Genomic DNA, 21,604 nt, shown 5'->3' with positions numbered 1-21,604 from the left:
CACGGCATCCGGACACCCTTTTGCCCAAGCGCGACTCGGGCAAAATCAGAATACAAGGGCGGGCATCGCCCGCCGCTCTTGCCGACGCACATGGCGACGGATCGGAAAGCCGGCGGACGGTGTCCGCCCTGCGTCGGTGGCCGTACCGCGCCGCCTGGGCAGGCGTGTAGGAGCGCACCCTGTGCGCGATGCTCTTCGCTCCAATGACACATCAGAGCATCGCGCACGACCGAAGGAAGTCCCTTGTGGACAGGGTGCGCTCCTACACGCGAAGCCAGGGTCACTCGACCGGCGTGTGCCGGTATTTGCTGACACCCTCGGCGCGCACGATCGGGGCCTGGTTCGACCACGTGCGGCGGATGTAGGTGACCACCGCCGCCACCTCGCCGTCATTCAGCTGCTGCGCGAACGGCGGCATCGAGTAGGGCCGCTGGTTCGCCGCGGTGACCGGGGTGAAGCCGCCGAGCAGGACCATCCGGGTCGCATTGATGCCGGTCGGTTCGGTCACCGAGGAATTGCCGTCCAGCGGCGGATACACCCCGGCGACGCCCTTGCCGCTCTTGCCGTGGCAGGCCGCGCAGTGCTGCGCGTAGACCTTTCCGCCCTGCTCGGTCAGTGTCCTGGTGTCGAATGGCAAACCCGGCTCGGCCGCCGGGGCCCGCGGCGGCAGCGACAGCAGGTAGCTGGCGATCGCATGCAGGTCGGCGTCGGTCATGTGCTGGGTGCTGCCGGACACCACCGCGGCCATCGGGCCGAACGCCGCGCCCCTGGCGGACTGGCCGGTCTTCAGCAGGTCGACGATGTCCTGCGCGCTCCAGCCTTGCAGGCCGCCGTTGCTGCGGGTGCTGAGGTCCGGCGCGTACCAGTTCTGCATCGGGATCTGGCCGCCGGTGAGGTGCACGTCCGGCGGCGTGCCGCCAAGCGTGTCGCGCGCCGCATGGCATTCGTTGCAGTGGCCCAGGCCCTGCACCAGGTAGGCGCCGCGGTTCCATTCGGCCGATTGCGCCGGGTCGGGCTTGAACTCGCCCTCCTTGAAGTACAGCGTGCGCCACGCCGCCAGGCTCTTGCGCACGCTGTACGGGAACGCCAGCGCCGGCGCCGCGGCCGGCCGGTGCACCGGCGCCAGCGACTGCAGCCAGGCGAAGATCGCCAGCGCATCGTCGCGGCTCACCTTGGTGTAGGAGGTGTACGAAAACGCCGGGTACAGCAGCTCGCCACGCCGGCCCTTGCCGCTGTGCAGCGCCTGCCAGAAATCCTCGAAGCTCCAGTTGCCCAGGCCGGTCTCGCGGTCGGGGGTGATGTTGGGCACCGGGATATTGCCGAACGGCGTGGCCAGCGAACGGCCACCGGCAAGGCGCGCGCCGCCCTGCGCGGTATGGCAGCCGGCGCAGTCGCCGACGGTGGCGAGGTATTCGCCCTTCGCGATCAGCGCCGGGTCGCGCAAGGTATCCGCCGCGACCTTGCTGGCGCCGGGCGGCGTCGGCCGGCCGTCGCCGCTGCCGAACAGCCTCCAGCCCAGCACCAGCACGGCCAGCACCGCAACCAGCAGCAACAGCCTGCGCAGCCATGTCATGGCGTGCCTCCCGTGGCACCCAGCACGCCGCATCGCAACGGCGGCGTCACCGAGCCGGCCGGCTGCGCATGCGTGTCGGCCGGCAACTCGCGGCTGGCCAGCGCCGCCGCCACGGCGGTGATGTCCGACTCGCCCAGCCGGTTCGCCACCTCGGCCATGCAGTCGGGCGCCACCGTGGCGCGGGTATGCGTGCGCCAGGAACCCAGTTGCGCGCTGAGGTAGTCGTAAGGCAGGCCGACCAGGCCCGGCGTGGAAGGCTCCACTCCGGTCAGCTGGCTGCCGTGGCAGCTGCTGCAGGCGGGAATCTTGCGCGCCGGATCGCCCTTGCCGATCAGCTCCTCGCCGCGCTGCAGCGTGGCGGCGGAGACCGGCGGCAGCGGCGAGCGGCCGTACGGCACCTGCTGCGCCGCGAAGTATTCGGCGATCTCCTGCATGTAGGCGGGCGGCAGCTGGCGCACGGTGTATTCCATCGGCGCGTACTTGCGCAGGCCGTTCTGGAAATCCTGCATCTGGCGCGCGAGGTAGGCCGCCGGCTTGCCGGCCAGGCGCGGAAAGTAACCGCTGCCCGGCGTGCCTTCGCCATGCACGCCGTGGCAGCTGGTGCACGCGGCGATGCGCTGTTGCAGGGTGTCGGGGATCGGCGGCGTATCGGCCGTATCGGCGGCACGGGCGGGTGCGCCGAACCACAGGGCGGCCGCCAGCAGGGCCGCGACACCGAAGGACTTGGCTGGACAGGAACGGGCGTTCGTCATCATCCCGGGATTGTACTCCGGCGACTCCGCGCACCCTCCGGCACCGCGCTAAGCTTGGCCGGCACGACCGCATGCCGTACTCGCCGCCCGGGGATCATCGTGAAGCATCCAGCCGTCCATCTCGCCGCCCTCGCCGCCTCGCTGCTTGCCGCTCCGGCATGGGCCGGCGAAACCATCCCGCCGGAAGTCGCCTACGCCTCGGTCGCGCAGCTGCAGCAACGCATGGATGCCGGCACGCTGGACAGCCGCCGGCTGACGCAGGATCTGCTGGAACGCATCCAGCAGATCGATCGCTCCGGCCCGACCCTGCGCGCGGTGATCGAGACGAACCCCGACGCGCTGGAGCTGGCCGGCGCACTCGACGCGAAACGCACGAAGGGCCGCGGCCCGCTGTACGGCATCCCGGTGCTGCTGAAGGACAACATCGACACCGGCGATCGCATGCTCACCACCGCCGGCTCGCTGGCGCTCGCCGACGCGCCGGCGCCGCGCGACGCCGGCCTGGTCGAGCGGCTGCGCAAGGCCGGTGCGCTGGTTCTGGGCAAGACCAACCTCAGCGAATGGGCCAACTTCCGCTCCAACCACGCCAGCAGCGGCTGGAGCGGGCGCGGCGGGCAGACCAAGAACCCCTACGTGCTGGACCGCAACCCCTGCGGCTCCAGCGCCGGCTCCGCCGCCGCGGTAGCGGCCGGGCTGGCCACCGTGGCGATCGGCAGCGAGACCGACGGCTCGATCATCTGCCCCGCGGCGATGAACGGCATCGTCGGCATCAAGCCCACCCTGGGCCTGGTCAGCCGCAGCGGCATCGTGCCGATCAGCCACAGCCAGGACACCGCCGGCCCGATGGCGCGCAGCGTGGCCGACGCCGCCGCCCTGCTCACGGTGATCGCCGGCAGCGACCCGCGCGACCCGGCCACCGCCGAAGCGGGCCGGCACGCCGCCGACTACACCAAGTTCCTCGACCCGAACGGCCTGCGCGGCAAGCGCATCGGCGTGGTGCGCCAGCTCGCCGGCGCCGAGCCTAACGCCGACCGCGTGCTCGAGCAGGCAATCGCGCTGATGGAGGCGCAGGGCGCGATCATCGTCGACCCGGTCAAGCTGCCACACCTGGCCGAGCTGGGCGAGCCGGAGATGACCGTGCTGCTGTACGACTTCAAGCACGACATCGACGCCTACCTCGCCAACCGCCGCGGCCTCAAGGCAAGGACGCTGGCCGACCTGATCGCATTCAACCAGGCACACGCCGGCGAGGAGATGCCCTGGTTCGGCCAGGAGCTGTTCGAGCAGGCGGAGAAGAAGGGGCCGCTCAGCGACAAGGCGTACACGGATGCGCTGGCCAAGGCGAAGCGGCTGTCCGGGCCGGAGGGCATCGACGCCGCCTTGCAGACGCAGCATCTGGACGCCCTGCTGGCGCCGTCGTGGGGTCCGGCCTTCATGACCGACCCGGTGCTCGGCGACCACATCGTCAGCGGCGACCCCACCGTGGGCGGCGCGTCGCAGCCCGCGGCCGTGGCCGGCTACCCCTCGATCACCGTACCCGCCGGCTTCGCCCACGACCTGCCGGTGGGCATCGTGCTGTTCGGCGCGAAGTGGAGCGAGCCCATGCTGATCTCGATCGCCTACGGCTTCGAGCAGCATGCCGGCGCGTGGCAGCCGCCGCAGTTCCTGGAGACGGTGGGCGGCAAGCCCGTGGCAACTGGAAAAAGGCCGTAGCGCGTCGCTAGCGCAGGTAGACCGTCGGCCCCAGCACTACCGCGAATACCAGCGTCACCAGCACGCCGGCGACCACGATGGCGCCATGGCGGCCGATCGCGAAATCGCGCGGCGGTTCGTTGCAGGCACGGGCATAGGCCACGTTGAACAACCCAGCCGTGCCGCCGAACGTTGAAGCGACTGCCGACATCAGGGTGATCGCGATACCCAGCGGATTCAGCAGGCTGACGAGCACGGCAACCATGCCGCCGATCGCGTACACGGCCATGGCAATCTTCCGCTGCTCATGTACGGCCTGCCCGCCGCCGCCCAGCATCGCCCACATCATGCGTATGGCCCGACGGACCACTGCGATGTAGACGTACAGGCCTACGGCGAACATCACACCACGCCACAGCCACGGCCACGGCAGCGGGCCGATGCCGCCACCCGTGTCCGGCCCCCAGTCGCCGAGGTTGGTCACCCCGGAAAACATCCAGTAGCCCGCGGCGACCATGCCCTTCACGGCGAACACGATCCACAGCACCAGCCGCGGCAGCGGCCGTTTCACCCGGCTCCAGGCGAGACAGGCCAACGTTGCCAGTATCGCGTCCACGCCCGTACCGGCCATCGCCACGATGCGTCTGCTCCAGCTACCCGTCCCGGGGCACTCGACGTAATACGCGCCCAGCTCGCTGGGCCGATGGCCACTGGCGACGCAGGCAAGCGCGTGTCCCATCAGCTCATGCGCCATGGTCAGCAAAGGCAACAGCAGCAGCCCCAGCAGCGTCCAGAGGTCGACGCGCGGCGACGTCGGATTCTTTTCGGTCACCGTTCGATGCTCCCCGTCAGAGGAACCCATGGTCACGCTTCCGGCACATGCACTCCAGTGCACAGTGCCAGTCCGCGGCCGTGACATCTGTCATGGCCGATCACTCGGGCGCCGGCATTGCCCCGACTGACTTGCGCACGATAAGCATCGCCAGCTCCAGCGACTGCTCGTAGTTCAGGCGCGGATCGACCATCGACTTGTAGGCACGGTCGAGGTCACTCTCCGACAGGTCGCGGGCGCCGCCCATGCATTCGGTGACGTCCTCGCCGGTCAGCTCCAGATGCACGCCGCCAAGCCGGGTGCCGGCGGCGGCATGGATGTCGAACGCCTGGTCGAGCTCGCCGCGGATGTTGTCGAAACGGCGGGTCTTGTAGCCGTTCGAGGTACTCTCGGTATTGCCATGCATCGGATCGGCCACCCACAGCACGCGGCGGCCCTCCCGCCTCACCGCGTCCAGCAGCGGCGGCAGCGCCGCGGCGATCTTCGCGTTGCCCATGCGATGGATCAGGGTCAGCCGGCCCGGCTCGTCGCCCGGGTTCAACGCGTCGATCAGCGGCAGCAGCTGGTCAGGACTTACCGAGGGGCCGACCTTCACCGCCACCGGGTTGCGGATCCCGCGGAAATATTCCACGTGCGCGCCATCCAGCGCGGCCGTGCGCATGCCGATCCACGGGAAGTGGGTGGACAGGTTGAACCAGCCGGGATGGCGCGGCACCTGGCGGGTCAGCGCCTGCTCGTAATGCAGCAACAGCGCTTCGTGCGAGGTGAAGAAATCCACCTTGGAAAAACCGGCGATCGGCCCGGCCAGGGTCTCCATGAAGCGCAGCGAGTCGCCGATGGCCGCGACCATCTGGCGGTACTCGGCAGCCAGCGGCGAATGCTCGACCCAGGCCAGGTCCCAGTATTCCGGGTGATGCAGATCGGCGAAGCCGCCATCGATCAGCGCACGCACGAAGTTCATCGTCAGCGCCGAGTGCGCATGCGCCTGGATCAGCCGCTGCGGATCGGGCCGGCGGGCAGCCGCGGTGAATTCCGGGCCGTTGACGAGGTCGCCGCGGAAGCTTGGCAGGCTCACGCCGTCGCGGGTCTCGCTGTCAGTCGAACGCGGTTTCGCGTACTGCCCGGCGAAACGGCCCACCCGCAGCACCGGCTTCTTCAGCCCGTGCACCAGTACCAGGCTCATCTGCAGCAGCACTTTCAGCCGGTTCGAGATCACCGGGCTGGTGCAGTCGGCGAAACTCTCCGCGCAGTCGCCGCCCTGCAACAGGAAGCGCCCGCCTTCCTGTGCTTCGGCCAGCGCCTGTTTCAGCGCCAGTACTTCCCACGAGGTCACCAGCGGCGGCAACCGGGCAAGCTGGACACCGGCGGCGGCCAACTCGACCGCATCGTCGTAATGCGGCTGCTGCAGCGCCACGCGCCGCTGCCACGAGTCGGGCGCCCAGTCGGCGGGGAGGCGGAAGTTGGACACGGCGGGATTCATCACACGACCCTGGATGGCAACGGGAACGCTTACTTTGCGGCAGATCGGCGCCGCGCCGCCGCGATCGCCAGCACGGCCAGCGCGACGTACCACAGCAGGGTCCAGGCCGGCATCGGCAGGCCGAGGATCGGCTCGACCTTGGCGCACTCGCCCGAGCCGGTGAAGACCAGCTTCAGCATTCGGGAGAACGGGAACGCATCCAGCATGTAGCCGAGGCCGGGGCCGCAGGAAGGCACTTGGTCGGCCGGCAAGGTCTGCAGCCAGAGATGGCGGCCGGCGGTGACGCCGCCGCCCACCGCGCCGACCAGCACCAGCCCCGCATAGGCCCAGCGGCCTTTGCCGCGCGGCGCATGCAGGCCGCCCAGCAGGAAGAACAGCGCCATGAACAGGAACGCGATGCGCTGGAAGATGCACAGCGGGCACGGCGTCATGCCCAGTCCGTACTCGGCGTACAGCGCAAAGCCGAGCAGGCCCGCGCAGACCAGGAAGCCGACGAGGAAACTGACACGGTACGACCAGCGGAATGGATTCATGGTGGATTGCTGCGTTGCGGAACCGATGACATTACCCGTTCGCCGGGACGCTGTCAGCAGGCAAGCGGCATCCGGCAGCGATACCCGCCCCGGCGTAGCCCCCATACGCGAAAACCCGGCCGGTCACCCGGCCGGGTTTCGTGTCTGGACGCCTGAACGCCGGGCCTGGTCGACCGCGGCCGCCACCTTATTCGGCGTCGACAGCCTCGACCTGCGGGCGACCGACCAGCTCGACGTACGCCATCGGCGCATTGTCGCCATCGCGGAAGCCGCACTTCAGGATGCGCAGGTAACCGCCGGGGCGCTCCTTGTAGCGCGGGCCCAGCTCGACGAACAGCTTGCCCACCGCTTCCTTGTCGCGCAGGCGCGAGAAGGCGAGGCGGCGATTGGCCACGCCGTCGGCCTTGGCCAGGGTGATCAGCGGCTCGGCCACGCGGCGAAGTTCCTTCGCCTTCGGCAGGGTGGTGCGGATCAGCTCGTGCTTGAACAGCGACGAAGCCATGTTCTTGAACATCGCCTCGCGGTGGCTGCTGGTCCGGTTGAATTTGCGTCCGGATTTCATGTGGCGCATGACGGAATACTCTCTGGTCTGTTGTTATGAAGCGCCGGCACCTGTGTCCAGCACCCCGCGGTTACCCGCTTATATGGCCTCATTGAACCGGAGGCTCTTTTTTGAAAAACCCCCATCGGAGCGCAAGCTCTTATGAGGAGTGCAGCCATGGATGGCCGCTTCTGGCGCTTGGCCAGAGCGCTATAAACACCCTGGCCAAGATTCAGCTACAACAGCGATCAGGATGATCGCATCAGCCCAGCTGCATGCCGTGCGACAGCCCCGGCGGCGGCCAGTTCTCGAGCTTCATGCCCAGCGCGAGGCCACGACCGCCCAGCACGTCCTTGATCTCGGTCAGCGACTTCTTGCCCAGGTTCGGCGTCTTCAGCAGCTCGACCTCGGTCTTCTGCACCAGGTCGCCGATGTAGTAGATGCTCTCGGCCTTCAGGCAGTTCGCCGAACGCACGGTGAGCTCCAGATCGTCGATCGGGCGCAGCAGCAGCGGGTCGAAGCCGCTCTTCTCCGCCTTGTCGGTGGCGCTCTCGCGACGCGAGAAATCGCCGAACACCGACAGCTGGTCGTTGATGATCTCGGCGGCCTTGCGCACCGCGTCCTCGGCGCCGATGGTCCCATTCGTCTCGATATCCAGAACCAACTTATCGAGATTCGTGCGCTGCTCGACGCGAGCGGCGTCCACTTCGTAGGCCACGCGCAGCACCGGCGCGAACGACGCGTCCAGCTGCAGGCGGCCGATCGGACGCGCTTCATCATCCGGATGCTGGCGCGCGCTGGCCGGCTGGTAGCCGACGCCGCGACGCACCTTCAGGCGCATGTTGAGCGCGATGTCCTTGGTCAGGTGGCAGATCACGTGCTCGGGGTTGATGATCTCCACCGAGTGGTCGACGACGATGTCGCCGGCCGTGACCACGCCCTTGCCCTTCTTGGACAGAGTCAGGGTGACCTCGTCGCCGCTGTGCTGACGGATCGCCACGTCCTTGAGGTTCAGCAGGACTTCGATCACGTCCTCCTGCAGGCCTTCCAGGGTGGTGTACTCGTGCAGCACGCCATCGATTTCGACCTCGACGATGGCGCTGCCGGGGATCGAGGAGAGCAGCACGCGACGCAGCGCGTTGCCCAGGGTGTGGCCAAAGCCACGCTCGAGCGGCTCGACCACCACCTTGGCGCGGTTGGCTCCGAGCTGTTCGACGCTGAGGCCACGCGGCCGCAGCACGCTAGTTGACGAAACTGCCATGCAGAGCTCCGGTAAAATTACTTCGAGTAAAGCTCGACGATCAGGGCTTCATTGATGTCGGTCGGCAGATCGCCACGATCCGGCACCGACTTGAACGTACCTTCGAACTTCTTGCTGTCGACCTCGACCCAGCCCGGACGCAAGTCCATGGTGTCGAACACGGTCGCCGCTTCCTGCACGCGCAGCTGGCTGCGGGCGCGCTCGGTCAGCGCGATCGCGTCGCCCGGACGCACCTGGTACGACGGGATGTTCACCTTCTTGCCGTTCACCAGGATCGCCTTGTGGGCGACCAGCTGGCGGGCCTGGGCGCGGGTGACCGCGAAGCCCATACGGTAGACGACATTGTCCAGGCGGCTCTCGAGCAGGCGCAGCAGGTTCTCGCCGGTGTTGCCCTTGAGGGTGGTCGCCTTGGTGTAGTAGTTGCTGAACTGGCGCTCGAGCACACCGTAGATGCGCTTGACCTTCTGCTTTTCACGCAGCTGCACGGCGTAGTCGGACATGCGCATGCGCTTGTTGGCGCCATGCTGGCCGGGCTTGTTTTCCAGCTTGCACTTGGAATCCAGCGCGCGCGCCGGGCTCTTCAGGCTGAGATCTGCACCCTCACGACGGGCGAGTTTGCAGGTAGCTCCACGATAACGGGCCATGTTTTTTCTCTTTCGATAGTCCGGCCAAGGAAGGCCGGTTTTTGATTTTCGCGATCAGGGATGATCGCAAAAAACAACCTCTTAGACTCGACGCTTCTTGGGGGGACGGCAGCCGTTATGCGGGATCGGCGTGACGTCGATGATGTTGAGCACCTTGTAGCCCAACGCGTTCAGCGAACGCACCGCCGACTCGCGGCCCGGGCCCGGGCCCTTGATGCGCACTTCCACCGTCTTCACGCCGTAGTCGCCCGCGGCGCGGCCGGCCTTCTCGGCGGCCACCTGGGCGGCAAACGGGGTCGACTTGCGCGAACCGCGGAAACCCGCGCCCCCGGCGGTCGCCCACGACAGCGCGTTGCCCTGGCGGTCGGTGATGGTGACGATGGTGTTGTTGAAGGAGGCCTGCACGTGGGCCACGGCATCCGTGACAACGCGCTTGATCTTCTTCTTGGTCTTGACAGGCTTGGCCATGTTCGGAATCCGTTACTTACTTCTTGATGGCGCGACGCGGACCCTTGCGGGTGCGTGCGTTGGTACGCGTGCGCTGGCCGCGCACCGGCAGGCCGCGACGATGGCGCAGGCCGCGGTAGCAGCCCAGGTCCATCAGGCGCTTGATGGCCATGCCCACCTCGCGACGCAGATCGCCTTCGACTGTGTATTTGGCGATTTCGTGGCGGATCTTCTCCACCTCGCCTTCACTGAGGGACTTGATCTGGGTGGTGGGAACCACGCCAGCATCCACGCAGACCTTCTTGGCCCGGCTGCGGCCGATACCGTAAATGCTCTGCAAACCAACCCAGACATGCTTCTGGACCGGCAAATTGACACCCGCGATGCGCGCCATGATGTACTTTCTCCGATGCGTTTCTTGCGCGGTAAACGCGCAATTCTAACCCGAATTACCCTGACTGGAAAGCCCTGCGGCACCGAGGCGCCGCCAGCTTCCGACTTCGACCCACTCCGCTCGCCCCAGCAGCCACTAGTTGCGGCGGAGATTGGCCTTCTTGAGCAGACTTTCGTACTGGTGACTGACCAGGTGCGCCTGCACCTGAGCCGTGAAATCCATCACCACCACCACCACGATCAGTAGCGACGTGCCGCCGAAATAGAACGGTACGTGCCAGGCGCTCTGCATGAACGAGGGCACCAGACACACCATCACCAGATACAGCGCGCCGACGCCGGTCAGGCGCGTCATCACCGCGTCGATGTAACCGGCCGTGGCCTTGCCCGGACGGATGCCCGGAATCAACGCGCCCGACCGCTTGAGGTTGTCGGCGGTCTCGTCGGCATTGAACACGATCGCCGTATAGAAGAACGCAAAGCCGATCACCAGCACCGAGAAGACGATTTCGTACAGCGGGTTGCCCGGGCTCAGCGCCTGCGTCAGATCCTGCAGCCAGCGCGCCTGCTGGCCGGTGCTGAACCAGCTCACCGCGGTCGCCGGGAACATCAGCAGGCTCGAGGCGAAGATCGGCGGGATCACGCCCGACATGTTGATCTTCAGCGGCAGGTTCGAACTCTGGTTCATGTAGGCCTTCTGGCCACCCGAACGCCGCGCATAGTTCACGGTGATGCGCCGCTGGGCGCGCTCCATGAACACCACGAACCCGGTCACGCCCAGCGCCAGGGCGAACACCATCAGCAGCTTGAGCAGCGACAGCTCGCCGTTGCTGGCCATGCCCAGGGTGTGCACCACTGCACCGGGCAGGCCGGCCACGATGCCGGCGAAGATCAGCAACGAGATGCCGTTGCCGATACCGCGCTCCGTCATCTGCTCGCCCAGCCACATCAGGAACATCGTGCCGGCGGTAAGCCCCACCACCGAGGAGAAGATGAAGGCGAATCCCGGCGTGTAGACCACCGGCGCCCCGCCGGCAGCGACCTGCCCCTGCAGCGCCACCGCGATGCCGAACGACTGGAACGCCGCCAAGGCTACCGTGGCGTAGCGCGTATACATCGTCATCTTGCGCTTGCCGGCCTCGCCTTCCTTGCGCAGGCTCTGCAGGCTGGGCACCACCGCACCCATCATCTGGAACACGATCGACGCCGAGATGTACGGGATCACGCCAAGCGCGAACACCGAGAAACGCTCCAGCGCGCCGCCCGAGAACATGTTGAACATGTCCATCAGGCCATTGCCGTTGACCAGGTTGGTCATCGCCTCCGGATTGACGCCCGGAACCGGAATGAACGAACCGAGGCGGAACACCACCAGCGCACCGATCACGAAGAAGATGCGCTGGCGAAGCTCCGTCAGCTTGCCGAGCTTGCCGAGTGCGTTGCCCTTGGCTGCTGCCACCTGATTACTCCACGCTGCCGCCGGCAGCTTCGATGGCTGCCTTGGCGCCGGCGGTAGCCAGCAGGCCGGACAACTTCACCGCGCGGCCGATTTCACCCTTGAGCACCACCTTGACCTTCTTTGCGCGGCTGTTGATCAGGCCAGCCTGATGCAGCGCCACGACATCGATCACGTCGACCTTGAGGCCGGCCAACTGGTACAGGAACACCTCCTGACTCTCAGCCTGCATCTTCGAGCGGAAGCCGACCTTCGGCAACCGGCGCTGCAGCGGCATCTGGCCGCCCTCGAAGCCGTACTTGTGGGTGCCGCCCGCACGGGCGTGCTGGCCCTTGTGACCGCGGCCGGCGGTCTTGCCCAGGCCCGAGCCGATGCCGCGGCCGACGCGCAGGCGCGTCTTGTGCGAACCGGCGGCCGGCTTGATGTCATTCAAACGCATGATGATTACTCCTCGACCCGGACCAGGTAGTAGACCGTGTTGATCAGGCCACGCACCTGCGGGCTGTCCTTCAGTTCGCGGACGTCGTTGATCTTGCCCAGACCCAGCGCCTTCACGCTCAGGCGGTGGCGCGCCTGCACGCCACGCAGGCCCTTGACCAGGCGCACGCGCACGGTCTTGTCGGCGGTTTGTTGAGACTTAGCCATTGCCGAGCACCTCTTCCAGGGTCTTGCCACGCTTGGCGGCGATCTTCTTGGGCGAGGCAACCGCCTGCAGGCCCTTGATGGTGGCGCGCACCAGGTTGATCGGGTTGCGTGAACCGACGGCCTTGGCCAGCACGTTCTTCACGCCGACCACTTCCAGCACGGCACGCATGGCGCCGCCGGCGATCACGCCGGTACCTTCGGAAGCCGGCTGCATGTAGACGCGGGCCGCACCATGGTTCGCCTTCACGGCGTACCACAGGGTGCCGTTGTTCAACTCGATGTTCACCATCTGGCGGCGGGCACGCTCCATCGCCTTGGAGATGGCAACCGGCACTTCGCGCGCCTTGCCATAGCCAAAGCCGACCTTGCCCTCGCCGTCACCGACCACGGTCAGCGCGGTGAAGCTCATCTGGCGGCCACCCTTGACGGTTTTGGCCACACGGTTGACGGCAATCAACTTTTCCAGCAGGCCGTCGGAATTTTCGCGATCGGTAGAAGACATGTTCTTTTCCATGTGCCCGGCAAACCGGGACTTTGCTTGCGGCTGGGCCGCTTGGAGTTGTAGGTGACGCCATGGATCAGAGGCACACCCTGATCCGGATGTTGCTTAGAACTGCAGGCCGGCCTCGCGCGCCGCATCGGCCAGCGCCTTGATGCGACCGTGATAGCGGAAACCGGAGCGGTCGAACGCGACCGACTCGATGCCCGCGGCCTTCGCACGTTCGGCGACGGCCTTGCCCACGGCGGCGGCGGCGGCCAGGTTCTTGGTACCCTTCAGGCCCTCGGCCACCGACTTCTGCACGGTGGAGGCAGCCGCCACCACGTTCTTGCCGGAGGCGTCGAACACCTGCGCATAGATGTGCTGCCCGGTGCGATGCACCGACAGGCGGGCCACGGCCAGCTTGCGGATATGGGCGCGCGTGGACTTGGCGCGACGCAGGCGGTTTTCGTTCTTGTTCATCGTTAGTTCCTCGAAAGCGGATCGGCTTGTATTGGGGGCTCTTTTGAAGAGTCTGGCCATGGATGGCCAGTCTTTCGCGGAGGGACCCGCATTACGCCTTCTTGGCTTCCTTCAGCGTGATCTTCTCACCGGCATAGCGGACGCCCTTGCCCTTGTAGGGCTCCGGCGGACGGAAGCCGCGGACCTTGGCCGCCACCTGGCCTACCGCCTGCTTGTCCGTACCCTTGATCAGGATTTCGGTCTGCGACGGGGTTTCGATGCTGATGCCTTCCGGCGCATCGAACACTACCGGGTGGGAAAAGCCCAGGCTCAGGTTCAGCGACTTGCCCTGCATGGAGGCGCGGTAGCCGACGCCGACCAGCTCGAGCTTGCGCTCGTAGCCGGTGAAGACGCCAGTGACCATGTTGGACAGCAGCGCGCGGGCAGTACCGCCGAACATGTCATCGGCGCCCTCGGCGAGGCTGATGTGCGCCACGCCGTTGTCCACGGCGATGGTGACGCCCGGCAACTGGTGCACGGACAGCGTGCCCTTCGGGCCCTTCACGGAGATGCTGTCGGCGCCGACGGTCATCTCGACGCCCTTGGGCAGGGAAATGGGTTGTTTGGCAACACGTGACATCGAAAGACTCCTTATGCCACTTGGCCGATGACTTCGCCGCCCAGACCCTTGGCACGGGCCTGCGCATCGGTCAACAGACCAGCGGAAGTCGAGATGATCGAGATACCCAGGCCGCCGAGGACCTTCGGCAGCTCATCCTTGCCGCGATACACACGCAGGCCGGAACGGCTGACACGGGAAATGCGCTCGATGGCCGGCTGGCCCTCGAAATACTTGAGCTTGATCTCGAGCACCGGCTTGCCTTCCTCGGCGGAAGTCTTGGCGTCGAGGATGTAGCCCTCGTTCTTGAGAAGGTTGGCGATCGCCAACTTCAGTTTCGACGACGGCATACGCACGATCGGCTTGCCCATGGCCTGGGCATTGCGGACGCGCGTGAACAGATCGGCGATGGGATCAGTCATGCTCATGAAAACATCCTTCAGAGTGCACCGATATCCGATAAAACCGGAAATCAATCAGATTGTGAGCCGGCATGGACGCCGGCCTGCCTTGCGCAGACCGCCGACTATAACAGCATTTTCAGGCTTTGGCGAATAGCAATGCGATAACCGCACCAGCCGGCCGCGTACCGACGCGACCGGGATGAATCGGCGGCGAGGCATCGCCCCACCGGCCGGTTCTGCAAACAGTATTACCAGCTGGCCTTGCGCAGGCCAGGCACGTCGCCGCGCATGGTCGCTTCACGCAGCTTGTTGCGGCCGAGGCCGAACTTCGAGTAGACGGCACGCGGGCGACCGGTCAACGCACAACGGGTGCGCTGGCGCACCGGGCTGGCATCGCGCGGCAGCTTCTGCAGCTTGGACTGGGCCGCCATCTTCTCCTCGTAGGAGGCGCCGGGGCTCAGCACGATCGCCTTCAGCTCGGCGCGCTTGGCGGCGAACTTCTGGGCGAGCTTGGTCCGCTTGATGTCGCGGTTGACCATCGAGGTCTTTGCCATAGGTTTATCTCAATTCCGGAACGGGAAGCTGAACGCGGCCAGCAGGGCCTTCGCTTCTTCGTCGGTCTTGGCGGTGGTGGTGATGGAGATATCCATGCCACGCAGCGCATCGACCTGGTCGAAGTCGATCTCAGGGAAGATGATCTGTTCCTTGATGCCGAAGTTGTAGTTGCCACGGCCGTCGAAGGCCTTGCCCGAGACACCGCGGAAGTCGCGCACGCGCGGCAGCGAGATGTTGATCAGGCGGTCGAGGAACTCGAACATCTGCGCGCGGCGCAGGGTGACCTTGCAGCCGATCGGCCAGCCGTCGCGGATCTTGAACGAGGCCACGGAGACGCGCGCCTTGGTCGTGATCGGCTTCTGGCCGGAGATCTTGGCCATGTCGGCCACGGCGTTCTCGAGCACCTTCTTGTTGCCCGCGGCTTCGCCCACGCCCATATTCAGCGTGATCTTGGTGATGCGGGGAACCTGCATCACGTTCTGGTAGCCGAACTGCTCGGTGAGCTTCGGCACTACCTGCTCTTTGTAGAAATTTTCAAGGCGGGTCATGATCGTGATTCCTTACGCGTCCACGACCTCGCCAGTCGAACGGAACACGCGGACCTTGCGCCCATCAGCGAGCGTTTTGGTGCCGACGCGTTCACCCTTGTTCGTGGCGGGGTTGAACAGCTGCACGTTGGAGAGATGGATCGAGGCTTCGCGCTCGACGATGCCGCCAGCCTGGTTGGCCTGGGGGTTCGGCTTGGTGTGGCGCTTGACCAGATTCACGTTGGAGACGAACACGCGGTCGCCATCAACGCGCAGCACGTCGCCGAGCTGACCCTTGTTCTTGCCGGTGATCACCAGGATTTGATCACCCTTGCGGATACGGTTCATTGTCTTGACTCCGCTCAGAGCACTTCGGGCGCAAGCGAGACGATCTTCATGAACTTCTCGCTGCGCAGCTCGCGGGTAACCGGCCCGAAAATACGGGTGCCGATCGGCTCGAGCTTGTTGTTGAGGAGGACCGCTGCGTTGCCGTCGAAACGGATCAGCGAGCCATCGGGACGGCGCACGCCCTTGGCGGTACGTACCACCACGGCGTTGTACACCTCGCCCTTCTTCACCTTGCCGCGGGGAATCGCATCCTTCACGGTGACCTTGATGACGTCACCGATCGCGGCATACCGGCGCTTGGAACCGCCGAGTACCTTGATGCACATCAGTTCCTTCGCGCCGCTGTTGTCCGCCGCGGAAAGCGTGCTTTGCATCTGGATCATGTCTGCATGCCTCCCTTAGCCGTTGGCGCGCGTGATGATCTCGACCACGCGGTGATGTTTGGTCTTGGACAACGGACGGCACTCCGCGATGCGCACGAGGTCACCCTCGTTCGCACCCAGGTCGTCCTGCGCATGCAGCTTGGTCGACCGGCGGATGGTCTTGCCGAGCAGCCAATGCTGCTCCTGGCGCTCGACCAGGACGGTGACCGTCTTGTCCATCTTGTTGCTGGTGACGCGGCCCTCGAGGGTGCGCGCCTGCTTCTTGTCTTGGTTCTGGTTGTCGCTCATGTCGGCCGTCCCTTACTTCTTGCCGCCGAGCACGAACTTCGTGCGGGCGATGTCACGCCGAACGCGGCGGAGCTGGTGCGGCTGGGTGAGCTGGCCGGAACCTTTTTGCATACGCAGGTTGAACTGCTCCTTGCGCAGGTCCAGCAGGTGCTGCTGCAGCTCTTCGGCCGACTGGTTGTTGATATCTTTGCTGGCCATCACATCACCGCCCGGGTCACGAACTGGGTCTGCACCGAGAGCTTGGCAGCGGCCAGGCGGAATGCCTCGCGCGCCGTCGGCTCGTCGACGCCCTCGATTTCATAGAGCATGCGGCCGGGCTGGATCGGAGCGACCCAGAATTCGACGCCGCCCTTGCCCGCGCCCATGCGGACTTCGATCGGCTTCTTGGTGATCGGCTTGTCCGGGAACACGCGGATCCACAGCTTGCCGCCTCGCTTGACGAAGCGGGTGATGCAACGACGGGCTGCCTCGATCTGGCGCGCAGTGAGCGCGCCATGGGTGGTCGCCTTCAGGCCGTACTCACCGAAGCTGACCAGATTGGCGCACTGCGCCAGCCCGTCGTTACGGCCCTTGAACTGCTTGCGGTATTTGGTTCGCTTGGGTTGCAACATGGCAACTCTCCTTACTTCGCCGACCGCTCGCGGCGGCCGTCACCGGCCTCGCGACGCGAATCGTTACGACGACCTTCGCCACCTTCGCGGCGCGGCTGCGACTCGTCCTTCGACTCCTGGCCGATCTGGGAAAGGTCGAAGATCTCGCCCTTGTTGACCCACACCTTGATGCCGATGATGCCGTAGGTAGTGCTCGCCTCGGCGAAGCCGTAGTCGATGTCGGCACGCAGCGTGTGCAGCGGCACGCGACCTTCGCGGGCCCACTCGGAACGGGCGATCTCGGCGCCGTTCAGACGGCCGGACACGTTGATCTTGATGCCCAGCGCACCCAGGCGCATCGCGTTGCCGACCGAGCGCTTCATCGCGCGGCGGAACATGATGCGGCGCTCAAGCTGCTGCGCGATCGACTCGGCCACCAGCTGCGCGTCCAGCTCCGGCTTGCGCACCTCGCTGACGTTGATGTGCGTCGGAACGCCCATCATGTCGCTGACTTCCTTGCGCAGCTTCTCGATATCCTCGCCCTTCTTGCCGATCACCACGCCCGGACGGGCGGTGTGGATCGTCACGCGCGCGGTCTTGGCCGGGCGCTCGATCTGGATCTTCGAGATGCCGGCGGCCGCCAGCTTCTTCTTCAGCATGTCGCGGACCTTGATGTCGGCCACGAGATACTTGGCGTAGTCGCCCTTGTTTGCGTACCACTTCGAGTTCCAGTCCTTGGCAATGCCGAGGCGGATACCGGTGGGATGAACTTTGTGACCCATCGTCTATGTCCCCGGTCAGTTGCCAACAACCACAGTGATGTGGCTGGTGCGCTTGAGAATGCGCGAACCGCGGCCTTTGGCGCGGGCATACATGCGCTTCATCGCCGGACCTTCGTCGACGAAGATGCTGGAGACCTTCAGCTCGTCGACATCCGCGCCGAGGTTGTTCTCGGCGTTGGCGACGGCCGACAGCAGCACCTTGCGGACGAGGTGTGCGGCCTTCTTGTTCGTGTAGGTGAGCACGTCGCTGGCCCGGCCCACGGGAAGTCCGCGGACGAGATCGGCCACCAGGCGTGCCTTTTGCGCCGAAATGCGGGCGCCGCGCAGGATCGCTTTGGCTTCAGTGCTCATCACTTGCCCTTCTTGTCGCCGACATGGCCCTTGAACGTACGAGTCACCGCGAACTCGCCGAGCTTGTGCCCGACCATGTTCTCGTTGATCAGGACGGGTACGTGCTGACGGCCGTTGTGGATGGCGATGGTCAAGCCGACCATTTCCGGCAGGATCATCGAGCGGCGCGACCAGGTCTTGATCGGGCGCTTGTTGTGGGCGGAAACCGCAGCTTCCACCTTCTTTACGAGGTGAAGGTCGACGAACGGACCTTTCTTCAGAGAACGCGGCATGTCGGCTTCCCGTTACTTGGTACGACGACGCACGATGAACTGCTGCGTGCGCTTGTTGTTGCGGGTCTTGTAACCCTTGGCCGGCGTGCCCCACGGGCTGACCGGATGACGACCGCCGGAGGTCTTGCCTTCGCCACCGCCGTGCGGGTGATCGACCGGGTTCATCACCACGCCGCGGACGGTCGGGCGAATACCCACCCAGCGCTTGGCACCAGCCTTGCCCAGCTTCTTCAGGCTGTGCTCGCCGTTGCCCACTTCGCCGATGGTGGCGCGGCAGTCGACCGAGACGCGGCGCATCTCGCCGGAACGCAGACGCAGCGTGGCGTAACCCGACTCGCGGGCAACCAGCTGCACCGAGGCACCGGCGCTGCGGGCGATCTGCGCGCCCTTGCCGGGGCGCAGTTCGATGCAGTGGATCGTGCTGCCCATCGGGATGTTGCGCAGCTGCAGGCAGTTGCCGGCCTTGATCGGGGCATCGCGACCGGACACGAGGCGATCGTCCACCTGAACGCCCTTCGGCGCGATGATATAGCGGCGCTCGCCGTCGGCGTAGCACAGCAGCGCGATATGCGCGGTGCGGTTCGGGTCGTACTCGATGCGCTCGACGCGGGCGGCGATGCCTTCCTTGTCGCGCTTGAAGTCGATGATGCGGTAGTGCTGCTTGTGACCGCCGCCGCGGTGACGCGTGGTGATGCGGCCGTGGTGGTTGCGGCCGCCGGTCTTGGACTGCGCCTCGGTCAACGCCGCGTACGGCGCGCCCTTGTGCAGGCCTTCCGTGCGGACGCTCACCGCGTCACGGCGGCCCGGCGAGGTCGGCTTGTGGTTGATTAGTGCCATCTCACAGAACTCCTGGCTCAGGCCTTGGCGGCCACGTCGATGGTCTGGCCATCGGCAAGACGCACGTAGGCCTTGCGCTTGCCCTGGCGGCTGCCAGCGCGGAAACGGAAGGACTTGACCTTGCCCTTGGTGTTGACGAGGTTCACCTGCTCGACCTTCACGTCGAACAGCTTCTCCACGGCAACGCGGACATCGGCCTTGGTCGCCGTCGGGGCGACCACGAATACATACTGGTTGTGCTCGGCCAGACGCGCCGATTTCTCCGAGATGTGCGGCGCGCGCAGCATGTCGAGAATGCGTTCGTTGTTCATGCCAGCCACTCCTCGACCTTCTTCACGGCGTCAACCGTCATCACCACGTGGTCGGAACCGACCAGGCTGACCGGGTTCAGACCCATTACGTCCAGCACGTGGATGTACGGGATGTTGCGGGCGGCCAGGAACACCGCCTCGGAGGCATCCTCCGACACCAGCAGCACGCGGCCGGCAACTTCCAGCTCGGCCAGCTTGGCCACCATCGACTTGGTCTTCGGCGTCTCGACGCCGAAGCTCGTGACCACCTTCAGACGACCCTGGCGGACCAGCTCGGAGAAGATCGAACGGATCGCGACGCGATAGGCCTTGCGGTTGACCTTCTGCTCGTAGCTGCGCGGCTTGGCGGCGAACGTGACGCCGCCGCCGACGAAGATCGGCGCACGGTAGTCACCGTGACGGGCGCCACCGCCCTTCTGCTTCTTGAATTTCTTGGTGGTACCGGACATCTCGCCGCGCGACAGCTGCGCCTTGGTACCGGCACGACCGGCTGCCTGATAGGCAACCACGACCTGGTGGACCAGGGCCTTCTTGTACTCACCGCCGAACACTTCGTCCGACACGTTGAGCGGCTTGGCGCCAATGACATTCAATTCCATGGCGACTCTCCTCAACCCTTGGTCGTCGGGCGGATGATGACATCGCCACCGGTTGCACCCGGCACCGCGCCCTTCACCGCAATCAGGTGACGCTCGGCGTCGACCTTGACCACTTCCAGACCCTGCGCCGAACGGCGCACGGCACCCATGTGACCGGCCATCTTCTTGCCCGGGAACACGCGACCCGGCGTCTGGCGCTGGCCGATGGAGCCCGGCGCGCGATGCGACAGCGAGTTGCCGTGGGTGGCGTCACCCATCTTGAAGTTCCAGCGCTTGATCGTGCCCTGGAAACCCTTGCCCTTCGACACGCCGGCGACATCGACGATCTGGCCGACGGAGAACACCTCGTCCGCCTTGATCTCGGCGCCCACGGCGTACTTGCCGAGATCCTCGGCGGACACGCGGAACTCCCACAGACCACGGCCCGGCTCGACTTTGGCCTTCGCATAGTGGCCCTTCAGCGGCTGCGTCAGCAGGTTCGCGCGCTTGCTGCCCGCGGAAACCTGGACGGCGCTGTAGCCATCGTTATCGTCCGTCTTCAACTGGGTCACGCGGTTCGGCGTCGCTTCAATCAGCGTCACCGGAATCGAGCGGCCATCTTCAGTGAAGAGTCGGCTCATGCCGCATTTGCGGCCAACCAATCCGATACTCATCTTCGTATCCTGTCTGTCGCTCAACCGAGCTTGATCTGAACATCGACGCCAGCGGCGAGATCAAGCTTCATGAGCGCGTCCACGGTTTTGTCGTTCGGGTCGATGATGTCGAGCACGCGCTTGTGCGTACGGGTCTCGTACTGGTCGCGTGCATCCTTGTCGACGTGCGGCGACGTCAGAATGGTGTAACGCTCGATCTTGGTCGGGAGCGGGATCGGGCCGAGTACCGTGGCACCCGTGCGCTTAGCCGTCTCGACGATCTCGCTGGCCGAGCGGTCGATCAGCCGATGATCGTACGCTTTCAGCCGAATCCGAATCTTCTGGTTCGCCATAACCGTGTCCTGTTGTCGAAAGAACGTAATGTGAAACGAAGCGGCTTCTCACCGCCCCGCACTACCCTTTGCCACCACATCAGCGACCGCCATGAACAGCGCGACCCCAATCCGAAAAGACCAAGCGAGCACCGGAGGGCTCGCTTGGGCAGAAAATCGCTATTCACGCAAAAACAACGTGGTCAACAGGGCGTACCCCGTGATTACGCTGGCTTGCGAGGGCCGTTCCCCGGCCGGCGAACTCGAAGCACGTCCTGTGCCTCATTTCGCGGTAAGCTGACCGGGACAGAGCCCCAGCCGGCAAGTGAGCTGCGAAGTATACCGGCAAATATCCCTTTAGTGAAGCGCTCCATCGTCGATTCGACGGGCGGCGCTCCGCCAGGGGGCGATTACCCGGATCGATGGCTGCGCACCGGGCTGCCGCAGGGCAAGCCGGTGCGGCTCGACACTTACTTGATGACCTTGGCCACCACGCCGGCGCCGACGGTACGGCCGCCTTCGCGGATCGCGAAACGCAGGCCCTCGTCCATCGCGATCGGGTGGATCAGGCTCACCACCATCTTC

At 65.7% G+C, this 21,604-nt stretch carries 33 protein-coding genes and 1 pseudogene; 1 reads left to right on the top strand and 33 read right to left on the bottom strand.

All coding sequences use genetic code 11. The annotated features are described in order from the left end of the window. Positions 1 to 280 precede the first annotated feature (280 nt). Both RHOFW104R8_RS12790 and RHOFW104R8_RS12785 read right to left on the bottom strand, forming a co-directional pair. Positions 281 to 1,573 (bottom strand): cytochrome c, encoded by a 1,293-nt coding sequence (locus RHOFW104R8_RS12790; RefSeq protein WP_068095362.1) that lies wholly within the window; start codon positions 1,571 to 1,573, stop codon positions 281 to 283. Then, positions 1,570 to 2,328: a c-type cytochrome gene (locus tag RHOFW104R8_RS12785; protein WP_068095365.1), complete on the bottom strand. Its 759-nt coding sequence runs from the start codon at positions 2,326 to 2,328 to the stop codon at positions 1,570 to 1,572. The genes RHOFW104R8_RS12790 and RHOFW104R8_RS12785 overlap by 4 nt, the downstream gene beginning before the upstream one ends. Before the next feature lie 96 nt (positions 2,329 to 2,424). Between RHOFW104R8_RS12785 and RHOFW104R8_RS12780 the strand changes: the two genes are divergently transcribed. Then, positions 2,425 to 4,038 (top strand): amidase, encoded by a 1,614-nt coding sequence (locus RHOFW104R8_RS12780; protein ID WP_068095366.1) that lies wholly within the window; start codon positions 2,425 to 2,427, stop codon positions 4,036 to 4,038. 7 nt (positions 4,039 to 4,045) lie between these two features. Here RHOFW104R8_RS12780 and RHOFW104R8_RS12775 read toward each other — a convergent pair whose 3' ends face one another. The 31 genes and pseudogenes from RHOFW104R8_RS12775 to RHOFW104R8_RS17030 all read right to left on the bottom strand — a co-directional run. After that, positions 4,046 to 4,849: a hypothetical protein gene (locus RHOFW104R8_RS12775; protein WP_068095367.1), complete on the bottom strand. Its 804-nt coding sequence runs from the start codon at positions 4,847 to 4,849 to the stop codon at positions 4,046 to 4,048. A gap of 100 nt (positions 4,850 to 4,949) precedes the next feature. After that, entirely contained in the window at positions 4,950 to 6,329 is a 1,380-nt protein-coding gene (locus tag RHOFW104R8_RS12770) for a class II 3-deoxy-7-phosphoheptulonate synthase (protein ID WP_068095369.1), read from the bottom strand. Positions 6,330 to 6,358: 29 nt separating this feature from the next. After that, positions 6,359 to 6,862 (bottom strand): disulfide bond formation protein B, encoded by a 504-nt coding sequence (locus tag RHOFW104R8_RS12765; protein ID WP_068095370.1) that lies wholly within the window; start codon positions 6,860 to 6,862, stop codon positions 6,359 to 6,361. A gap of 187 nt (positions 6,863 to 7,049) precedes the next feature. Then, complete coding sequence (gene rplQ, locus RHOFW104R8_RS12760) at positions 7,050 to 7,433, bottom strand: 50S ribosomal protein L17 (protein WP_007513389.1); 384 nt, start codon at positions 7,431 to 7,433, stop codon at positions 7,050 to 7,052. 232 nt (positions 7,434 to 7,665) lie between these two features. After that, the gene (locus RHOFW104R8_RS12755; RefSeq protein WP_007513388.1) at positions 7,666 to 8,664 is read right to left on the bottom strand and encodes a DNA-directed RNA polymerase subunit alpha; all 999 of its coding nucleotides are present in this window, start codon (positions 8,662 to 8,664) and stop codon (positions 7,666 to 7,668) included. 17 nt (positions 8,665 to 8,681) lie between these two features. Further along, the gene (gene rpsD, locus RHOFW104R8_RS12750; RefSeq protein WP_008435462.1) at positions 8,682 to 9,308 is read right to left on the bottom strand and encodes a 30S ribosomal protein S4; all 627 of its coding nucleotides are present in this window, start codon (positions 9,306 to 9,308) and stop codon (positions 8,682 to 8,684) included. 81 nt (positions 9,309 to 9,389) lie between these two features. Beyond that, positions 9,390 to 9,776: a 30S ribosomal protein S11 gene (gene rpsK / locus RHOFW104R8_RS12745; RefSeq protein ID WP_007513384.1), complete on the bottom strand. Its 387-nt coding sequence runs from the start codon at positions 9,774 to 9,776 to the stop codon at positions 9,390 to 9,392. A gap of 16 nt (positions 9,777 to 9,792) precedes the next feature. Further along, on the bottom strand, positions 9,793 to 10,149 hold the full coding sequence (gene rpsM, locus RHOFW104R8_RS12740) for a 30S ribosomal protein S13 (protein WP_056386816.1): 357 nt from the start codon (positions 10,147 to 10,149) through the stop codon (positions 9,793 to 9,795). A gap of 135 nt (positions 10,150 to 10,284) precedes the next feature. Next, on the bottom strand, positions 10,285 to 11,607 hold the full coding sequence (gene secY / locus RHOFW104R8_RS12735; RefSeq protein ID WP_068095372.1) for a preprotein translocase subunit SecY: 1,323 nt from the start codon (positions 11,605 to 11,607) through the stop codon (positions 10,285 to 10,287). Between the two features lie 4 nt (positions 11,608 to 11,611). After that, positions 11,612 to 12,043: a 50S ribosomal protein L15 gene (gene rplO / locus RHOFW104R8_RS12730; RefSeq protein ID WP_068095374.1), complete on the bottom strand. Its 432-nt coding sequence runs from the start codon at positions 12,041 to 12,043 to the stop codon at positions 11,612 to 11,614. Between the two features lie 5 nt (positions 12,044 to 12,048). Next, entirely contained in the window at positions 12,049 to 12,249 is a 201-nt protein-coding gene (gene rpmD / locus RHOFW104R8_RS12725) for a 50S ribosomal protein L30 (RefSeq protein WP_068095376.1), read from the bottom strand. Next, positions 12,242 to 12,751 carry a 30S ribosomal protein S5 gene (rpsE, locus tag RHOFW104R8_RS12720; protein ID WP_056387080.1) on the bottom strand — a complete coding sequence of 170 codons (510 nt, stop codon included), beginning with the start codon at positions 12,749 to 12,751 and terminating at the stop codon, positions 12,242 to 12,244. The genes rpmD and rpsE overlap by 8 nt, the downstream gene beginning before the upstream one ends. 105 nt (positions 12,752 to 12,856) lie before the next feature. Further along, the gene (gene rplR, locus RHOFW104R8_RS12715) at positions 12,857 to 13,210 is read right to left on the bottom strand and encodes a 50S ribosomal protein L18 (RefSeq protein ID WP_027493642.1); all 354 of its coding nucleotides are present in this window, start codon (positions 13,208 to 13,210) and stop codon (positions 12,857 to 12,859) included. A 91-nt stretch (positions 13,211 to 13,301) separates the two neighbouring features. Continuing rightward, positions 13,302 to 13,829 carry a 50S ribosomal protein L6 gene (rplF, locus tag RHOFW104R8_RS12710; RefSeq protein WP_068095378.1) on the bottom strand — a complete coding sequence of 176 codons (528 nt, stop codon included), beginning with the start codon at positions 13,827 to 13,829 and terminating at the stop codon, positions 13,302 to 13,304. 11 nt (positions 13,830 to 13,840) lie between these two features. Beyond that, positions 13,841 to 14,236 carry a 30S ribosomal protein S8 gene (gene rpsH, locus RHOFW104R8_RS12705; RefSeq protein ID WP_068095381.1) on the bottom strand — a complete coding sequence of 132 codons (396 nt, stop codon included), beginning with the start codon at positions 14,234 to 14,236 and terminating at the stop codon, positions 13,841 to 13,843. A gap of 224 nt (positions 14,237 to 14,460) precedes the next feature. After that, entirely contained in the window at positions 14,461 to 14,766 is a 306-nt protein-coding gene (gene rpsN / locus RHOFW104R8_RS12700) for a 30S ribosomal protein S14 (RefSeq protein WP_068095383.1), read from the bottom strand. Positions 14,767 to 14,775: 9 nt separating this feature from the next. Beyond that, positions 14,776 to 15,318, bottom strand: a complete 543-nt coding sequence (gene rplE, locus RHOFW104R8_RS12695) for a 50S ribosomal protein L5 (protein WP_174315863.1) — start codon at positions 15,316 to 15,318, stop codon at positions 14,776 to 14,778. A 9-nt stretch (positions 15,319 to 15,327) separates the two neighbouring features. Further along, a complete protein-coding gene (gene rplX, locus RHOFW104R8_RS12690) occupies positions 15,328 to 15,642 on the bottom strand; it encodes a 50S ribosomal protein L24 (protein WP_068095387.1) in 315 nt (104 codons plus the stop codon). Positions 15,643 to 15,656: 14 nt separating this feature from the next. After that, positions 15,657 to 16,025, bottom strand: coding sequence for a 50S ribosomal protein L14 (gene rplN / locus RHOFW104R8_RS12685; RefSeq protein ID WP_007513359.1), 369 nt, complete (start codon positions 16,023 to 16,025; stop codon positions 15,657 to 15,659). A 15-nt stretch (positions 16,026 to 16,040) separates the two neighbouring features. Further along, positions 16,041 to 16,313, bottom strand: coding sequence for a 30S ribosomal protein S17 (rpsQ, locus tag RHOFW104R8_RS12680; RefSeq protein ID WP_068095388.1), 273 nt, complete (start codon positions 16,311 to 16,313; stop codon positions 16,041 to 16,043). Between the two features lie 12 nt (positions 16,314 to 16,325). Continuing rightward, the gene (rpmC, locus tag RHOFW104R8_RS12675) at positions 16,326 to 16,511 is read right to left on the bottom strand and encodes a 50S ribosomal protein L29 (RefSeq protein WP_007513354.1); all 186 of its coding nucleotides are present in this window, start codon (positions 16,509 to 16,511) and stop codon (positions 16,326 to 16,328) included. Further along, complete coding sequence (gene rplP / locus RHOFW104R8_RS12670) at positions 16,511 to 16,924, bottom strand: 50S ribosomal protein L16 (RefSeq protein ID WP_068095390.1); 414 nt, start codon at positions 16,922 to 16,924, stop codon at positions 16,511 to 16,513. The genes rpmC and rplP overlap by 1 nt, the downstream gene beginning before the upstream one ends. An 11-nt stretch (positions 16,925 to 16,935) precedes the next feature. Then, positions 16,936 to 17,685 (bottom strand): 30S ribosomal protein S3, encoded by a 750-nt coding sequence (gene rpsC / locus RHOFW104R8_RS12665; RefSeq protein WP_068095392.1) that lies wholly within the window; start codon positions 17,683 to 17,685, stop codon positions 16,936 to 16,938. A gap of 15 nt (positions 17,686 to 17,700) precedes the next feature. Then, entirely contained in the window at positions 17,701 to 18,036 is a 336-nt protein-coding gene (gene rplV, locus RHOFW104R8_RS12660) for a 50S ribosomal protein L22 (protein WP_007082179.1), read from the bottom strand. Beyond that, the gene (gene rpsS, locus RHOFW104R8_RS12655) at positions 18,036 to 18,308 is read right to left on the bottom strand and encodes a 30S ribosomal protein S19 (RefSeq protein ID WP_056386835.1); all 273 of its coding nucleotides are present in this window, start codon (positions 18,306 to 18,308) and stop codon (positions 18,036 to 18,038) included. Before rpsS ends, rplV begins: the two co-directional genes overlap by 1 nt. Positions 18,309 to 18,320: 12 nt before the next feature. Continuing rightward, positions 18,321 to 19,145 carry a 50S ribosomal protein L2 gene (gene rplB, locus RHOFW104R8_RS12650; protein WP_068095394.1) on the bottom strand — a complete coding sequence of 275 codons (825 nt, stop codon included), beginning with the start codon at positions 19,143 to 19,145 and terminating at the stop codon, positions 18,321 to 18,323. A gap of 17 nt (positions 19,146 to 19,162) precedes the next feature. Next, positions 19,163 to 19,456 carry a 50S ribosomal protein L23 gene (rplW, locus tag RHOFW104R8_RS12645; protein WP_068095396.1) on the bottom strand — a complete coding sequence of 98 codons (294 nt, stop codon included), beginning with the start codon at positions 19,454 to 19,456 and terminating at the stop codon, positions 19,163 to 19,165. Next, complete coding sequence (gene rplD / locus RHOFW104R8_RS12640; protein ID WP_068095398.1) at positions 19,453 to 20,055, bottom strand: 50S ribosomal protein L4; 603 nt, start codon at positions 20,053 to 20,055, stop codon at positions 19,453 to 19,455. The genes rplW and rplD overlap by 4 nt, the downstream gene beginning before the upstream one ends. A gap of 11 nt (positions 20,056 to 20,066) precedes the next feature. Further along, complete coding sequence (gene rplC, locus RHOFW104R8_RS12635; protein ID WP_068095400.1) at positions 20,067 to 20,708, bottom strand: 50S ribosomal protein L3; 642 nt, start codon at positions 20,706 to 20,708, stop codon at positions 20,067 to 20,069. A gap of 20 nt (positions 20,709 to 20,728) precedes the next feature. Then, on the bottom strand, positions 20,729 to 21,040 hold the full coding sequence (gene rpsJ, locus RHOFW104R8_RS12630) for a 30S ribosomal protein S10 (RefSeq protein WP_068095401.1): 312 nt from the start codon (positions 21,038 to 21,040) through the stop codon (positions 20,729 to 20,731). Between the two features lie 449 nt (positions 21,041 to 21,489). Further along, a pseudogene (locus RHOFW104R8_RS17030) lies at positions 21,490 to 21,604 on the bottom strand (elongation factor Tu); the annotation flags it as partial.

Source organism: Rhodanobacter sp. FW104-R8, from assembly GCF_001617365.1.
Lineage (GTDB): Bacteria > Pseudomonadota > Gammaproteobacteria > Xanthomonadales > Rhodanobacteraceae > Rhodanobacter.
Note: the sequence above shows the minus strand (reverse complement) of the source record. Positions and strands in the feature narration are given on the sequence as shown.

Bases quoted from the DNA above. Each gene is read 5' to 3' on its own strand.
- RHOFW104R8_RS12790 (WP_068095362.1), bottom strand. From the start codon at position 1,573: ATGACATGGCTGCGCAGGCTGTTGCTGCTGGTTGCGGTGCTGGCCGTG.
- RHOFW104R8_RS12785 (WP_068095365.1), bottom strand. From the start codon at position 2,328: ATGATGACGAACGCCCGTTCCTGTCCAGCCAAGTCCTTCGGTGTCGCG.
- RHOFW104R8_RS12770 (WP_068095369.1), bottom strand. From the start codon at position 6,329: ATGAATCCCGCCGTGTCCAACTTCCGCCTCCCCGCCGACTGGGCGCCC.
- RHOFW104R8_RS12765 (WP_068095370.1), bottom strand. From the start codon at position 6,862: ATGAATCCATTCCGCTGGTCGTACCGTGTCAGTTTCCTCGTCGGCTTC.
- rplQ (WP_007513389.1), bottom strand. From the start codon at position 7,433: ATGCGCCACATGAAATCCGGACGCAAATTCAACCGGACCAGCAGCCAC.
- RHOFW104R8_RS12755 (WP_007513388.1), bottom strand. From the start codon at position 8,664: ATGGCAGTTTCGTCAACTAGCGTGCTGCGGCCGCGTGGCCTCAGCGTC.
- rpsD (WP_008435462.1), bottom strand. From the start codon at position 9,308: ATGGCCCGTTATCGTGGAGCTACCTGCAAACTCGCCCGTCGTGAGGGT.
- rpsK (WP_007513384.1), bottom strand. From the start codon at position 9,776: ATGGCCAAGCCTGTCAAGACCAAGAAGAAGATCAAGCGCGTTGTCACG.
- rpsM (WP_056386816.1), bottom strand. From the start codon at position 10,149: ATGGCGCGCATCGCGGGTGTCAATTTGCCGGTCCAGAAGCATGTCTGG.
- rplO (WP_068095374.1), bottom strand. From the start codon at position 12,043: ATGCGTTTGAATGACATCAAGCCGGCCGCCGGTTCGCACAAGACGCGC.
- rpmD (WP_068095376.1), bottom strand. From the start codon at position 12,249: ATGGCTAAGTCTCAACAAACCGCCGACAAGACCGTGCGCGTGCGCCTG.
- rpsE (WP_056387080.1), bottom strand. From the start codon at position 12,751: ATGTCTTCTACCGATCGCGAAAATTCCGACGGCCTGCTGGAAAAGTTG.
- rplR (WP_027493642.1), bottom strand. From the start codon at position 13,210: ATGAACAAGAACGAAAACCGCCTGCGTCGCGCCAAGTCCACGCGCGCC.
- rplF (WP_068095378.1), bottom strand. From the start codon at position 13,829: ATGTCACGTGTTGCCAAACAACCCATTTCCCTGCCCAAGGGCGTCGAG.
- rpsH (WP_068095381.1), bottom strand. From the start codon at position 14,236: ATGAGCATGACTGATCCCATCGCCGATCTGTTCACGCGCGTCCGCAAT.
- rpsN (WP_068095383.1), bottom strand. From the start codon at position 14,766: ATGGCAAAGACCTCGATGGTCAACCGCGACATCAAGCGGACCAAGCTC.
- rplX (WP_068095387.1), bottom strand. From the start codon at position 15,642: ATGAACCGTATCCGCAAGGGTGATCAAATCCTGGTGATCACCGGCAAG.
- rplN (WP_007513359.1), bottom strand. From the start codon at position 16,025: ATGATCCAGATGCAAAGCACGCTTTCCGCGGCGGACAACAGCGGCGCG.
- rpsQ (WP_068095388.1), bottom strand. From the start codon at position 16,313: ATGAGCGACAACCAGAACCAAGACAAGAAGCAGGCGCGCACCCTCGAG.
- rpmC (WP_007513354.1), bottom strand. From the start codon at position 16,511: ATGGCCAGCAAAGATATCAACAACCAGTCGGCCGAAGAGCTGCAGCAG.
- rplP (WP_068095390.1), bottom strand. From the start codon at position 16,924: ATGTTGCAACCCAAGCGAACCAAATACCGCAAGCAGTTCAAGGGCCGT.
- rpsC (WP_068095392.1), bottom strand. From the start codon at position 17,685: ATGGGTCACAAAGTTCATCCCACCGGTATCCGCCTCGGCATTGCCAAG.
- rplV (WP_007082179.1), bottom strand. From the start codon at position 18,036: ATGAGCACTGAAGCCAAAGCGATCCTGCGCGGCGCCCGCATTTCGGCG.
- rpsS (WP_056386835.1), bottom strand. From the start codon at position 18,308: ATGCCGCGTTCTCTGAAGAAAGGTCCGTTCGTCGACCTTCACCTCGTA.
- rplB (WP_068095394.1), bottom strand. From the start codon at position 19,145: ATGGCACTAATCAACCACAAGCCGACCTCGCCGGGCCGCCGTGACGCG.
- rplW (WP_068095396.1), bottom strand. From the start codon at position 19,456: ATGAACAACGAACGCATTCTCGACATGCTGCGCGCGCCGCACATCTCG.
- rplD (WP_068095398.1), bottom strand. From the start codon at position 20,055: ATGGAATTGAATGTCATTGGCGCCAAGCCGCTCAACGTGTCGGACGAA.
- rplC (WP_068095400.1), bottom strand. From the start codon at position 20,708: ATGAGTATCGGATTGGTTGGCCGCAAATGCGGCATGAGCCGACTCTTC.
- rpsJ (WP_068095401.1), bottom strand. From the start codon at position 21,040: ATGGCGAACCAGAAGATTCGGATTCGGCTGAAAGCGTACGATCATCGG.